The organism is Mucilaginibacter pallidiroseus (genome assembly GCF_007846085.1).
Classification (GTDB): domain Bacteria; phylum Bacteroidota; class Bacteroidia; order Sphingobacteriales; family Sphingobacteriaceae; genus Mucilaginibacter; species Mucilaginibacter pallidiroseus.
On sequence record NZ_VOEJ01000001.1, the window covers coordinates 976,698 to 991,272 of the forward strand.

The 14,575-nt window shown below is 42.0% G+C and carries 11 protein-coding genes and 1 tRNA gene; 5 read left to right on the plus strand and 7 right to left on the minus strand.

Translation table 11 applies throughout. The features are described 5' to 3' along the window. Positions 1–87: 87 nt before the first annotated feature. The 5 genes from FPZ43_RS04375 to FPZ43_RS04395 form a co-directional block, all read right to left on the minus strand. Complete coding sequence (locus FPZ43_RS04375) at positions 88–1,131, minus strand: NAD(P)-dependent alcohol dehydrogenase (RefSeq protein ID WP_146380612.1); 1,044 nt, start codon at positions 1,129–1,131, stop codon at positions 88–90. Positions 1,132–1,285: 154 nt separating this feature from the next. Continuing rightward, positions 1,286–2,125, minus strand: a complete 840-nt coding sequence (locus FPZ43_RS04380; protein WP_146380613.1) for an SDR family NAD(P)-dependent oxidoreductase — start codon at positions 2,123–2,125, stop codon at positions 1,286–1,288. A gap of 82 nt (positions 2,126–2,207) precedes the next feature. Continuing rightward, complete coding sequence (locus FPZ43_RS04385; RefSeq protein ID WP_146380614.1) at positions 2,208–3,110, minus strand: helix-turn-helix domain-containing protein; 903 nt, start codon at positions 3,108–3,110, stop codon at positions 2,208–2,210. A 61-nt stretch (positions 3,111–3,171) separates the two neighbouring features. Further along, positions 3,172–3,375 (minus strand): hypothetical protein, encoded by a 204-nt coding sequence (locus tag FPZ43_RS04390; RefSeq protein ID WP_146380615.1) that lies wholly within the window; start codon positions 3,373–3,375, stop codon positions 3,172–3,174. A gap of 69 nt (positions 3,376–3,444) precedes the next feature. Beyond that, positions 3,445–4,356 carry a ChbG/HpnK family deacetylase gene (locus tag FPZ43_RS04395; RefSeq protein WP_146380616.1) on the minus strand — a complete coding sequence of 304 codons (912 nt, stop codon included), beginning with the start codon at positions 4,354–4,356 and terminating at the stop codon, positions 3,445–3,447. Between the two features lie 285 nt (positions 4,357–4,641). On the opposite strand from FPZ43_RS04395, the gene FPZ43_RS04400 reads away from it, so the two are divergent. The 3 genes from FPZ43_RS04400 to FPZ43_RS04410 all read left to right on the plus strand — a co-directional run bounded on the left by FPZ43_RS04400 (position 4,642) and on the right by FPZ43_RS04410 (position 9,262). Continuing rightward, entirely contained in the window at positions 4,642–7,500 is a 2,859-nt protein-coding gene (locus tag FPZ43_RS04400) for a M16 family metallopeptidase (protein WP_146380617.1), read from the plus strand. A 171-nt stretch (positions 7,501–7,671) separates the two neighbouring features. Continuing rightward, a tRNA-Ile gene (locus FPZ43_RS04405) sits at positions 7,672–7,745 on the plus strand. A 293-nt stretch (positions 7,746–8,038) separates the two neighbouring features. Next, positions 8,039–9,262, plus strand: a complete 1,224-nt coding sequence (locus FPZ43_RS04410) for a site-specific integrase (protein ID WP_146380618.1) — start codon at positions 8,039–8,041, stop codon at positions 9,260–9,262. Positions 9,263–9,622: 360 nt separating this feature from the next. Here FPZ43_RS04410 and FPZ43_RS04415 read toward each other — a convergent pair whose 3' ends face one another. Together FPZ43_RS04415 and FPZ43_RS04420 are read right to left on the minus strand one after the other, a co-directional pair. Then, a complete protein-coding gene (locus FPZ43_RS04415) occupies positions 9,623–11,596 on the minus strand; it encodes a hypothetical protein (protein WP_146380619.1) in 1,974 nt (657 codons plus the stop codon). Continuing rightward, positions 11,593–12,729 carry a hypothetical protein gene (locus tag FPZ43_RS04420; protein ID WP_146380620.1) on the minus strand — a complete coding sequence of 379 codons (1,137 nt, stop codon included), beginning with the start codon at positions 12,727–12,729 and terminating at the stop codon, positions 11,593–11,595. The genes FPZ43_RS04415 and FPZ43_RS04420 overlap by 4 nt, the downstream gene beginning before the upstream one ends. Positions 12,730–13,307: 578 nt before the next feature. Here FPZ43_RS04420 and FPZ43_RS04425 point away from each other — a divergent pair. Then, complete coding sequence (locus FPZ43_RS04425; protein ID WP_146380621.1) at positions 13,308–13,649, plus strand: HTH domain-containing protein; 342 nt, start codon at positions 13,308–13,310, stop codon at positions 13,647–13,649. A 220-nt stretch (positions 13,650–13,869) separates the two neighbouring features. Then, a partial coding sequence (locus tag FPZ43_RS04430; protein WP_186461761.1) for a helix-turn-helix domain-containing protein occupies positions 13,870–14,575 on the plus strand: 706 nt, incomplete at its 3' end.

Consider the following 14,575-nt stretch of genomic DNA (forward strand, 5'->3'; position numbering starts at 1 on the left):
AAGTGTGTATAAAATTAAGAGAAACTTCACAAGCAAAAAAAGGCCGCTGATTAGATGATCAGCGGCCTTTCAGTCAAATTAATTTAACTATAAAGTAGCCATATCAATTACGAAGCGATAACGTACATCACCCTTAAGCATACGCTCATATGAAGCGGTAATATCTTTGATGTCGATCAGCTCGATATCAGATACAATATTATTTTCGGCACAGAAATCAAGCATTTCCTGAGTTTCCTTGATACCGCCTATGCCAGAACCGGCAACGCTTTTACGGCCACCCAACAGGCTGAAAGCCGAAATTTCCGCAGGTTTTGATGGAGCACCCACGCACATCATTACGCCATTTGTGCGTAGTAATGATAAGTACATATTAAAGTCGTGCTCTGCCGATACTGTATCCAGTATAAAATCGAACGTACCCTTTGCGGCCTCAATTTGTTGCGGGTCGCTGGTAACTACAAAGTGATGTGCGCCCAGCTTTTTAGCATCTTCTTCTTTTTTAGGCGATGTACTTAACACCGTAACCTCGGCGCCAAAAGCAACGCCAAACTTAACGCCCATGTGGCCTAAGCCGCCCAAGCCTAACACGGCCAATTTGTGGCCTTTGCCCACGCCCCAGTGGCGCAGCGGCGAATAAGTGGTAATACCGGCACAAAGTAAAGGAGCTGTTGCAGCCAAATCAACATCTTCAGATATGTGCAATACAAACTCTTCACGTACTACAATGGTATTGCTATACCCACCATAGGTAGGCATCGAACCATCACGTTCCATGCTATTGTATGTACCTGTGTTGCCTTCAAGGCAGTATTGCTCAAGGTCCTGCTTGCAGTTTTCGCAAACCTGGCAAGAGTCAACCATACAACCGGTACCGGCAAGGTCGCCTACTTTAAAATTTTTTACATGGTCGCCCACTTTAACAACACGGCCAACAATTTCGTGGCCTGGCACCATTGGGAATATACCCGGAAACCAGTCATTTTTAATTTGGTGAAGGTCTGAGTGGCAAACGCCACAATAAAGAATATCAAATTGAACGTCATGAGGGCCAACTTCGCGTCGCTCGAAATTCCAGGGGGCTAAATCTGTTTGCGGGTCTTGTGCCGCATACGCTTTTGCATCAATCATAAGTATTGTTTTTTAGTTTTTAGTGAGTAAATATAAGTTGATAAAAGTAGCGGCCTGCTACAGTGTAATTGTCATTTTTTATAACCCTACTTTATTCTAAACCAATAAAACCGCATCGGGTTTTATGATGCAGGCTTATCAGCATATTTTATAATTAAGCGCTATACGCCATTGAGCGGGAAAGATCTTCGTTAAATTTAAATTCTTTCTCGAGTTTATTTAACTTGTCCATAGCCCTATCGTAAGCATCGCCGCCAAGCAGCAAGTATAATGGTGGGTTTTCTTCGCCTGCAACGTTAATTATTGCAGCAGCGGCCTTTTCGGGGTCGCCGGCTTGCGAGCCATCCATCTTTAAATACCTGGTGTGTGTTTCGCGCACGTCTTTGTAATCGTCTATAGGGTTTTTCGCTATAATGAGCGAGTCGGGCGTAAGAAAGCTTGTGCGGAATGCTCCAGGTGCAACTACTGTTACTTTTACACCAAATTCTTTAACATCTGCAGCAAGTACTTCGCTTAAGCCAATTACCGAGAATTTTGTTGCCGCGTAAATAGCCCAGCCCGTTGCCGGCGCTATGCCTGCTATTGACGAAATATTTATAATATGCCCCGATTGCTGTTTGCGCATGTAGGGCATTACATTGCGTATAACGTTTAACGTGCCAAATACATTTACATCAAAGCTGGCGCGGGTTTCCTGATCGGTAAGTTCTTCGATACTACCCCCAATGCCGTAGCCTGCATTATTGATAACCACATCAATGCGGCCGAAAGCTTTTTTTGTTTGATGCAATGCGCATCCAACGCTGTCTTCGTCGGCCAGGTTAACCTCGATAGGTAAAAAATTTGCTGATGGCTCGCCCACTGCCGAGACAAGATCTGCCAAACGGCGCGAGGTTGCAGCAACCTGGTGGCCGGCCGCCAGCAGTTGTTTAACCAGGCTAAGGCCAAACCCCTTTGATGCTCCTGTTATAAACCATGATTTTGTGCTGTACATAAGTGTTTGTGTTTTGATAACACAAAAGTACAGCAGCAAAACACGGAAGCGTTTACATCATTCAAACCAATTATTGCAAAATTCAAACAACACGAAAAGAAGACGGTGTTGAATTGGTTTGTTTTTTAAAAAAATTATTGAAATGAGCCGGCTCTTCAAAACCAAGGCAGTAGCTAATCTCGGATACGTTCCAGCTGGTATGCTTTAATAAAGCCACCGCTTCGTTTGTAAGCCTTTCGGAGATATGATCGGTAGTGGTGCGCCCTGTAGTTTGCCTTATGGCGCGATTAAGGTGATTAACATGCACAGATAACTGATCGGCGAAATCCTTGGCCGACCGCAGGCTGAAACGCTGGCTGGGCGTCTCTATCGGGAATTGCCGCTCCAGGAGCTCGGTAAATATTGATGTGATGCGCGAGTTGGCATCGGGGTGGCGATACAAAACCTCAGTAGGCTGAATTTTTAATGCGTAATGGATCAGCTCAGTAACATAGTTGCGGAGCAGGTCATACTTAAAGCGATAGTCGGAGTTAATCTCTGCAATCATCTTTTTAAATATATCCTCTACATAAACCTTTTGGCTTGGGTTAAGCACATACGTAGGCTGCCCACCGGGGCTAAACATAGGCAAGTCATGTATATTGCTGCGCAGCAACTCAGTAAAAAACAATTCTTTAAATATGCAGAAATAACCGCTGTGCGCCTCTTCAAGATGCTCAAACGTGTAAGGCACATTCGGGTTAAAAAATATCAGTGTGGGCCTGTTTATCTCTAAACTTTTATCGGCGTAATGAATGATACCTTTTGCACAGGTAAGGCTTATTTTATAAAAATCCCGGCGTGCGTATACAACTGGCTTTGCATCCGGGCGATAGCAGCTTTCCATATCAAACACATTAAAGTGCCCAATATCACGGCTCAGGTTATCGGGAAGCCAATCGAACTTTTGCTTATAAAAATCTTCTATCGTTTCGGTAATTGCCATGAAGGCAAAGTTACGCAAATCAAACTTTAAAAAGCAACAGACTGCAATGGCAGCCTAATGACTATTGAAATTTTGCATCTACGGCTTTACGGTTGCGCATTTTGTAGCTACCGATAAGCAACACAATAATACACAGCGGATAAAGCGCTAAAAATGTTGGGTGCAACAGCGGGCGGGCCATCATGGTAGAAAACAACATTTGCAATGTAGCGGTAATAACCAGGCCAATAGCACCGGCAATGTAAAGTGCATTTAATGTTTTCATAAGCCAGGAGTTTGTTAGTGTTAATATATAACGGGCGTGCTGCACAAATGTTTCATTTGCAGCGCTTAGCTATTGATCATTTAACGCTTTCAACGTGCCAATATCTTTCCCTGCAAGCAACTGAGTATAATTTATTGGCGTAAACTTTTTGCCAACCATAGCTTTAAATTGTGGCGACAAAAGCATGTTAAGTTCTGTTTGGCGGTGCAAACTGGTGAGTGGTTTACCGGCTTTGGTATTCATCATGCTGCTGTTCATATCAAATAGCGCATCCATTTCCGGGCCTTGCTGAGCCACATGGATAACCACAAGATTCGGCCTGGTTTTGCTTAGTTTGGTTGATACGTAGTTAAGAAATGCGCTTTGTTTTGTTGCCACAGGCTCGCCCCACATTTCCATATAGGTTTCGTGAAAATAAGCTGCTTTGCTGAGTGGCGATATACCCAGGTGATATTTACGGGCCAGCTTTTCGGTTAGTGCACGCAATTTGGGCGTTGACAATGCTATACCCATATGCGGATCGATATAGCTAATCTTTAAACCTGAAGCAATTGCACGCTCAATTTGTGCCGAAAGCTCTTTCTCCACCTCCTCAATCTTGTAACCGCTTTGAGCAAACGCATCCGTACTTTGCGGGAAATAGCCAACCTTATCAACCAGGCTTGGCACTGCAGTACGGCCGGTTACCGGTCCCCAGCGGTAATAACGCCACTCGGACGTTAGGGTTAAATGCACGCCGACGCTTACCTGCGGGTTTTGCTTAAGTATGGCAACCGCCTCCTGGTACCATGGTGTTGCAAACTGCACCGATGCCGAAAAAGGTATACCAGTTTTGGCAAACTGCTGCATGGCCATGTTTACGGAATGATTCATGCCGATATCATCGAGCCTTATAAGCAGCTGGGGCAACTTGCTTTGGGCCGACGACTGTTGAATAGCCAGGCATAATATTAGACAGGCGATGATAAAGTGCTTTTTCATTTTAAGACAGATAATTAACTGGTTTGTAAGTTAATAATTTATACTGAATTTAAGACGCTATTGCTTTAGGGATAGCAACGGATACCGGCCTTGTGCTTCATGCCTGCAGCCTTATGAGCGGATAGCCAGGCCGCAGGTAACGCCCGATTTATAACAATAAAAAATCTGTCACAAGTTTGTTACAACTATAAATTTAGTATGCAATTTTTGGCAGCAGGCAATCAAATACAGATATTGTGAGTGTTTATAAACCACTTTGTAAGCACTAACTATTAACCAACTAAAATGAATAAATTTTTAAAAAGCACCGCGCTTATTGCCCCTATTGCTATTTATGCATCGGCGGCGGTTGCGCAAACGGCTACACAGCCTAAACTGGTGGAAAAAATCACCAAGAAAGGCAGTGAGCTTGTTATCCCTTACGAGAAATACGTATTACCAAATGGCCTTACGGTAATTTTAGCCGAAGACCATTCGGACCCATTGGTGCACGTCGACGTTACGTACCACGTAGGCTCGGCCCGCGAGGAAATTGGCAAATCGGGGTTCGCACACTTTTTTGAGCATATGATGTTCCAAGGGAGCGATCACGTAGCAAACGGCGATCACTTCAAGATCATTACCGAAGCCGGTGGCACGCTCAACGGATCTACCAATCGCGACCGTACGAACTATTATGAAACAGTGCCCGCCAATCAGCTTGAAAAAATGCTTTGGCTGGAAAGTGACCGCATGGGCTTTTTGCTTGACGCCGTTACGCAGCAAAAATTTGAGGTGCAACGTGCTACGGTTAAGAACGAGCGTGGCCAAAACTATGATAACCGCCCCTATGGCCTTGCCAGCGAATACACCTCAAAAAATCTTTATCCATATGGCCACCCGTACTCGTGGTTAACCATTGGCTACATCGAAGAACTTAACAAGGTTGGTGTTAATGATCTTAAGAACTTCTTTCTACGCTGGTATGGCCCCAACAATGCTACCATTACAATTGGCGGCGACCTCAACCCTAAACAAACCCTTGCATGGGTAAGTAAATATTTTGGCAGCATACCGCGCGGCCCGGTTGTTAAAAATGCAAGCTTCCCCACGCCGGTACTTACTGCCGACAGGTATGTATCATACACAGACAACTATGCAAAACTGCCTTTGCTATCAATAACATATCCTGGCGTTAAAATTTACGACAAGGATATGTCGGCACTTGATGCTTTATCGGAAATTATTGGTCAGGGCCGTAACTCTATTCTGTACAAAAACTTTGTGAAAACACGCAAAGCTGCGCAAGCCTCAATGAGTTCATCAAATACAGAGCTTGCCGGCGAAATATCAATCCGCGTGCTTCCCTTCCCGGGTCAAACCCTTGCAGATGCCAAGAAACTGGTTGAAGAATCGTTAGCGGAATTTGAGAAAACCGGTGTAAGCGATGATGCCCTTACCCGCTTCAAGGCAAGTTCTGAAGCTAACTACATCAACCAGTTGTCCAGCGTTAGCGGTAAGGTATCAACCCTTGCGCAAGCCCAATTCATGACGGGTAATCCAAACCAGATAGGCGCTGAATTAGCTGCTATCCGCTCGGTTACTAAGGAGGATGTAATGCGTGTATACAACAAATACATTAAGGGTAAACCTGCGGTTATTTTAAGCGTTTTACCAAAAGGCGGTACTGTACAACCTGTAGCAGCGGATAATTATACTGTTAACACTGCTAACTATAAGGCCCCTGATTATGGCTACAATGGCTTAAAATACACCAAAGCAAAAGATAATTTTGACCGTGCAGCCAAACCAGGCATGGGTGCCAACCCGGCTATAAAAGTACCTGCCTTGTGGACAGCAACTACGCCAAACGGCATTAAAATCATCGGCACGCAAAACAGCGAGATTCCATCGGTATCCATGTCGATATCTATTGAGGGCGGCGGCTTATTTGCAGTTAATAACCAGGCTAAAGCCGGCCTTGCAGGCATTGTAGCCCGTATGCTTAACGAGGATACGCAAAAGTATACTGCAGAGCAATTCACATCCGAGCTGGATAAAATTGGTAGCAACATTTCTGTATTTGCAGGTAGTGATGATATCGCAATAGCCGTATCATCGCTTACTAAAAACCTGCCAAAGACAATGACTTTGCTTCAAGAGAAATTACTTGCGCCAAAGTTTACGCAAGAAGCGCTCGACCGCATTAAAAAACAAACTATTGAAGGTTTAAAGCAAGCAAAAACGCAACCTGCAGGCGTTGCTTCAACCGTGTATAGCAAAATATTATACGGTACAGATAACGTACGTACCTATGCGGTTGGAGGCAATGAGCAAACAGTTGCAGCCATAACCCTGCAGGATGTGCAGGATTTTTACGACAATTACTTTACCCCTTCATTAACAAAAATTGTTGTTGTAGGCGACGTTAACGAAGGGACGGCTAAAGGAAACCTTGCCTTCCTGAACGCCTGGAAAGATAAAAAAGTAACTGTCCCTACCCCTGCCGAAGGTAAAACATTCGATAAGACAACGCTTTATCTTGTAGACATTCCGGGTGCTGCACAGTCTGAAATACGCATAGGTTATCTTGATAAACTTAATTACGATGCTACAGGCGATTATTATAAATTAGGCATAGCCAACTACATTTTAGGCGGCGCCTTTAACAGCCACATCAACCTCAACCTGCGCGAAAAACGTGGCTGGACCTACGGGGCACGCTCGGGCTTTTCATCAGGAAAGTATGGCGGCGAGTTCACTGCGTCGGCAGGTGTACTTGCAACCGCTACTGATAGCTCTGTTGTCGAGTTCATCAAAGAAATACGCGACTATCAGAAAACAGGTATTACGCCTGACGAATTGAAGTTTACCCAAACATCAATTGGCCAAAGCGATGCTCGTAAGTATGAAACAAACGGACAGAAAGCAGCGTTTCTATCGCGTTTGCTTGAGTACAACCTTAAACCAACTTATGTTGATGAGCAGAACAAGATCTTAACAACCATAACCCCGGCAGAGATTAATAAACTTGCTGCCAAATACCTGGATACCGATAAAATGGTAATATTGGTAGTGGGCGACAAAGCCAGGATATTGCCTGGCCTGCAAAAATTAGGCTACCCTATTATTGAGTTAGATGCTGACGCAAAACCAAAACAATAAGCTATAAGCAATTATTTAAGCACGGGACCTGTTCCCGTGCTTTTTTATATAAAATAAATTCCCTAAAAAACAGCAGGTTACAAATTACTTGCAAATTTTGGATTGATTTTTTGCTTTTAACCCGTCAAATTACCATATTTGCAACCTCGAAAATAACCGCATTTTCGGAGCGCGCCTATAGCTCAGTCGGTTAGAGTAGAAGACTCATAATCTTTTGGTCCCTGGTTCGAGCCCAGGTGGGCGCACTTCCCCGGTCATCGGGAACATCGAAAACCCTCTAAATAGCTTATTTAGGGGGTTTTTTCATTAATTATACCCTTACGAACTCCAAAGAAAGCCAAACTTCTGAACACCTAACTGACTACCTGAGATTAGTTTTTACCTTAGGTGTTCAAAAGTGATGTAACGCGCTGATAAATAATTCATTAGCTAGATTATATATTACAAAAACGAAAAAGCTGTGAACACCTTTTGAACACCTGAAAGCGAAGCTGAAACAGGATGTAATTAATTCATTAATCATTAAAAATGTTATTGTATGAAGACATCACAGTCATTCCGCATCTACTTTACGATCAAGAGTGATAAGGAGAAGGACGGCAAAGCACCCCTATATGTGGTGGTGACCATCAACAAGGAAAAGTGCTTTATTGCTTTAAAGCAGAAAATGGTTGACATCAGTATCTGGGATTTTGGAAAAGGTGCTGCCAAAGGCACGAAGAGTGAAACAAAGGAGCTTAACACATATTTGGACGACGTTCGATTGAAGTTAGGTAACTGCTACAAGGAACTACAATTGAAAGGAAAGTTGATTAATACCCGTTCGATCAAGAGTCTTTTCCTTGGCGAAAAAGAAGAAGCCTTTATGCTCAGCAGCCTAATGAGCTATCATAACGAGACGGCTACCTCTGATTTGAAATGGAGTACGCTTAAACACTATTACGTTACTCAGCGGTATTTGAAGAAGTTCCTTGAAGAGCATTATAAGGCTACTGACATTTACCTGCGTGAGCTCAATTACAAGTTTGTGAAAGACTTCGAAGTTTTCTTGCGTAATCACAAACCGAAAGATCATCAAAAGCCGCTTAATAACAACGGCGTGATGAAACACATCATTCGATTAAAAAAGATGACTAACCTGGCATTAAACCTCCACTGGATAGATTCAGACCCGTTCGCTACTTATAAACTTAAAATCCAAAAAGTTAATAGAGAGCAGCTATCAGAAGTTGAATTGAAGGCTATTGAAGAAAAGAAGTTTGGAATTGAGCGCCTCGAAATGGTTAGGGATATGTTCGTCTTCTGCTGCTATACCGGACTGTCCTACGTGGATGTAAGCAATCTTGAGCCCGCGCATATTGTAACGGGTGCTGACGGCGACAGATGGATCAGGACATGCAGAGAAAAAACGTTAATACCTGTAATCGTACCGCTGCTACCAAAAGCTTTAGCCATATTGGATAAGTATAGAGACAATGAACGCGCATTGTATGATGGCCGCGTATTTCCAAAAATATCAAACCAAAAAGTGAATAGTTATCTAAAAGAGATAGCTGACCGTTGCGATGTCACAAAAAACGTAACCTTTCACATAGCCAGGCACACTTTTGCTACGACTGTAACTTTATCTAATGGTGTTCCGATCGAAACGGTAAGTAAGATATTGGGGCATACTAAAATCACAACTACACAAATTTATGCTAAGGTTGTTGAACGAAAATTAAAAGAAGACATGAAGATGCTTCAAAGCAAATTATCTTAATAACTATAGAACATTTCTAAGTTAAACTTAAGGCTTTGCGTTGAGCAAAGCCTTTTATATTTAAATACAACTTTAATAGATAATAAATAGTTATCTGTTATTGAAAATGTCTCGTATAAAAGTGGAAAAACGGATTGAGTCCGCTTTGGGATTTACCTTCTGACCATCCAAACAGCTAATTGTCCTATGCTATATTCAAAATCATGATCACTGATCCGAATGCTACTAGGGGTACATATTTTCTATTTAGGTTAAATCAAATACCAATTTAGTAGAATTTTTAGATAGTCCCGCTAACTGCAATTGCGAAGCTTACTAATTTAGTTATTACCTGCTGCTTCCAATTCCTTAGAAAGCGTTTCACCTTAAATCTTCTCCTGCATTTAAATTGATCTCTCCCACTATATAGGCGTTCTCATTTAATACGTTGAACTTAAGTATCGTCCAAATATCGATAAGAATTGATGTTCTAATGTAGGCTAAGGCTTCCTCATCGGTTAATGTACTCCCATCGCCGGTCTTTTTCCATCTGACAGGTTCGACATCCAGCCTTAATTGTGCGTCAGCCAAAGTAATTGGCGCAACGGAAATTTCTAACAGACCTTCATACCAATTTTGATTGGTTTTAAACTCCATATTGAACGCCTGCGAAAAATCACAAACCACGACCTTGCCGCGCAATTGCTCGCTAAAAGAGGTATAAATAGGAATATTATCAAACTTGCCTAAGTAAAAGTTTGATTCATCTTCGGGAACTCCCAGTTCTTTCAATTTCGAAATGAACCGCTCGTCTTTCAAAAAAACTTCATCCTTGTAGGAATATTGCGGGGAGAGCAAGATTAAATCTGGTTGCACATCTACCGACTTCAACGTTTCAATGGCACGCACCAGTACTTTGACGAGTGATCTCCCTTTAATTTGCTCAGGATCGGATTTTATTATTTGTCTGAAAAAATAATCGTCTTCCCAACGGCCAAGTTTTCCACCCATATCCGACATATTAAATATTTCCCTGTGATGCGCACCCTGAATAAAGGCCGATTTACCACCCTCCAGGATTATTTTACTTCCGATCTTGTAAAGATCATCGTCATCTCCGGTACGATCAACCGTATTGTTGCGGCTCTTGAACAATTTGGTAATGTGTGCAGCATTTTTCCAGGAATTGCCAACGTGGGTTTTAAATGTTGTCAAGCGCAAATCATCTAAATCCGCATTGGCGATTTCCTGATAGGTGTTGATCGAATTTTTTCGTTTACCCTCTTTAAAAATTTCAATGATGTTATTGACGCGCTCTACTAAATTATTTTGAGAGTCTGTGTTCAAAACATCTGTCCATTTCTCCCAATAATTTCGAAAATATACGCCTTCATCTGTTAAGGACTGATATGCTGCGGCCAATTGTTGTAATTGTTCAGTTGTTAATCCAGCGGTATTGATAAACGAATTATTTTCTCGGATCATTTCAGCTAGGAAACCAAAAGTCAACCACTCCGATGAACTGATCATGTGGGTTTCGCCGGATTTATCCTGGAACATTGTCCAACTGTTCCAATTTAGGTATCCCTGCATTCGGTATTCCCTAAAGAACAGGAGGTCTCGTAATAACTCTGTCCAATCTCTAAATGGTATACTAATCCTATCGAGCAGTGTAATTAGCGTCGGGCTGTTGATCTTACCTAACCGATAAGAATAGTAAAGCCAATATTTCGTCCCGCTTATAACGTGCCGTTTATAAGTTTGAAACTGGTATAAAGCCGAATAATCTTTCTGAAGTTTAACAAGTACCCCTTTATCCTGATCGGCTACAGGCTTCCGTTTATATTCTCGGATGTCATCTTTTAGAGCAAAGAGCTTTCCCGTGTTTTGGTCGTCCAGTGATTCCAGGTGGTCGATTGCTTCTAGAAAGTGTTTGGCATCACCGTGATGGATCATGTAAAACAATAATCTACCATAGGCCCCGAAGCCAGAATCATAAAATTGGTTGATCCGGTTGATGTCAGGCTTGTTTTTTTTACTTCTGGCTCGAAAAGTAACTAATTGGATGATCTCTTTTAAATACAGCGAACTGATAGCGACTGAGTGTTGCTGAATCTTGGTGTAGGTGCTTTTTCCAACTTCATTATTGAAAGTTTGAAAATAAAGATTGGGTATAAAATCTATATATGTTTTGAAGTGATCCAGATGGAGGTGGTCAATACTAGCATAGATGACCTTCAACATGAATTCGTTTAGCGCGGTGTAGCCTTTGACATTTGATGATTCACAGACCTTCACAAATGCGCTCCAGACATTGGCATCAATGCCATCGGTAATCTTTAATTCTTTACTCATTTGTCTGAATTTTTCATTTCTAGCATATACATATCAAGGTAGGAATCTAAAATCTGTTCAATTCCTCTCATCTTACCATCTTCTGTCCGTTCCTCCAATTTTTCATCAAAATATTTGCGGGCATTAAGTTGTATCTCTGTCGGCGTTTCTTTTACTTGTTTGAGCACAAGGCTGCTTTTTAGTACTTTTTTATCTTCTTTAGCATTGGATCGTCCCTTTACCCAAATGTAATTGTCACGTTGATTTGTTAGTGCATCAAGTTGAAGACGCTGAAAGTATATTTGCCCTTCCTTCTTTTTCTGATCCATGAAATGAGCTAGTTGGGTCATGTTGATATCAATAACTTGCAAATGTGGTTCCTCAGATGGTTCAGTATCGTCATCAATAACCGACATGGAAAATGAATGTGGCGAATCTTCGAAAGCATGTGAAAAAGTATATTCTATGGCCTTATATTTCGCTAATAGATTTTTGAATTGCTCGGCACTATATTTAACTCTTAAAGCGGCTAGCAGATTTTTTTTCTCCTGTATCAAGAGGTAATCACGGTAGATCTTGTCAATTGCCTTAACGTTGGTAAAGTTTATTATGGACCTGAAAAGTAAGGCAATAAGCACAAGTATAAATAGCACGAACAAAGTTCCGACAAGTACCATACGATTAAATAGTTTTTCGCCAACCGTATCACGAAGACAGGATATAACAATTAGTAGCCCGATAGTTGATAATACGAAATAAATGATGCCATATAATCGTGATTTTGCAAACAAAACCTCATAAGCATACGATTCTTTCACAGCCATATTGCTGATAACCAGACCTGTTACAGTTAAGATCATTCCAACAATAGTTGCGAGGTTGGAAGTGCGTTGATCAATAAGTGTCGCGATAGACTTATTTTCAGACTTGAATACAAGATGCAGGATTTCCTCTAGTGGGAATAACATACAAAAGCTAAAGGCAATCAATACTATCAGCATAATTTTCCACCAGCCTTTTCGCGCACAGATCTTCTCCATTTCACTGCGAAATTGTCCGGTTGACGTATCGGCAATCAGGTCTGCGTGATGGACTTTTAAATATCGTTCTACTCGGTGATTGAGCCAACCGTAATGGTCTCGGGTATTAATCATGTTTAAAGTTCAGGAGTGCTAATATAGGAAATGCTAAATACTTAACAACATGAGAAAAGAAGCTATTGTGAAGGCTAGTATACATCTAATTTTATTTGTGGAGATTTTGGAGAATTGCGGGATTGGCCTCCCGGTTTTTGCAAATAGACCTTGCCGGTATCCTGAACTCTTCAAATATTAATGGCGAACATGCGGCTATTGCTAGGAAACATTTGAGGATAGTTCCTGTACAATGGAGATAGAGCAAACGAACCCAATGGCGGCACGCCAAATACTCATTAAATAATTAGATGAAAGCTCAATGCGAATCGAGAATAGATTTATGGAATCTACTGCTCAAGTTATTCCGAAGAGCGCCTTCGTGCGGAACCGCATAACACACGAAACGTGGAGACCAAACCGAAGTAGGTTCGCCTTTTATTTTTAATTGATTACGATAGTCTAAGGACAAGTAGTTTTTATAAAAATAACTATGAAAGAAATATTATCAAATAGTAAAAGCTTAATTTGTTAAGGAAATTGTAATTTCGATTTTACCTGGTAAATACCAATGCGTTAAACCGACAATCGCAATTATCATGACTATAAAAGAAGCTATCTTAAAAAGCCTGGACGACCGTCAAGCATTGGCCAATTATCTTGAGATTTATAATCACATTATAGAAAAAAAATATTACGATTTCGGCTCTAAAACACCTGTATCAACAGTTTCGGCCATACTTGCCGAGATGATTCGGGACGGCGATACCAGAATAAAACGAATACGGGAGCCTGGAGAAACCTACTTGTATTACTTAACCAAAAACGAGTCGAGCATAGGGATTGAAGTCTTAACCGGCGCGGCGGATGTTAAGCTGGCTAAGGTCATCAACAAAAGTTCGTTAGCTCCAAAAACAAAAACCTATGACGAGCGTGGATAAAACGCACCAAATTGACCCCTATCGGCCTATCCAAAAAGGCCCCCTTTGCCAGTTGAAAGTGACCACGTTCGCCAAAGCAAAGTGACCCCTCTTGCCAGACGAAAGTGACCCCTTAAAAGAGATTAAAGTAATGTACCTGTAGGTTTCTGCGGACAAGGTTTTTGTTTAGCTTTTTAGATAAACAAAAACCAGCGAATACATGTCCAATAAACCGATCAAGATGAATAGATTACGACAGATCATCCGTTTGTACTGTCAGGGTACAGGGATCAAAACGATCCACGGAATGGTGGGTATCTCCCGAAACACCATTAAAAAGTATGTCCGTGTGTGGCACTCATTGGGCATGACGCATGAAGAGTTTGGCGCCAGAAGTGATAGTGAGCTTGCTGCGTTGTTTACCACTCCAGAGTCTAAAGTTACCAGCAGCCCACGTATGCAAGTGTTGGAGGCCCTGCTGCCAGAGATAAGCAAGCGGCTCAAAAAGAAGGGCGTAACCCGTGAGATGCTGCATGCTGAGTACATAGAAAAGCACCCGGATGGCTATGCCCGTTCACGGTTCAATAACACGGTTCACACCTATCTTCAGCTTTCCAAGCCTGTTATGCATATCGACCACAAAGCTGGGGATAAGATGTATATCGACTTTACGGGCAGTAAGCTGCAACTCACCACATCGCAGGATGATACAGCACATGATGTGGAGGTGTTTGTTGCCATCCTGGGTTGCAGCCAGCTTACGTATGTGGAAGCGGTAGAAAGCCAGCGAAAGGAAGACCTGATCAAAGCGTGTGAGAATGCTTTACACTATTTCGGTGGAGTTCCTGGTGCCATTGTTCCTGATAACCTGCGTTCCGCCGTAACCAGAGGAAGCAAATACGAAGCGATATTGAATGATGAGTTTGCGTCCTTTGCAGAGCATTATG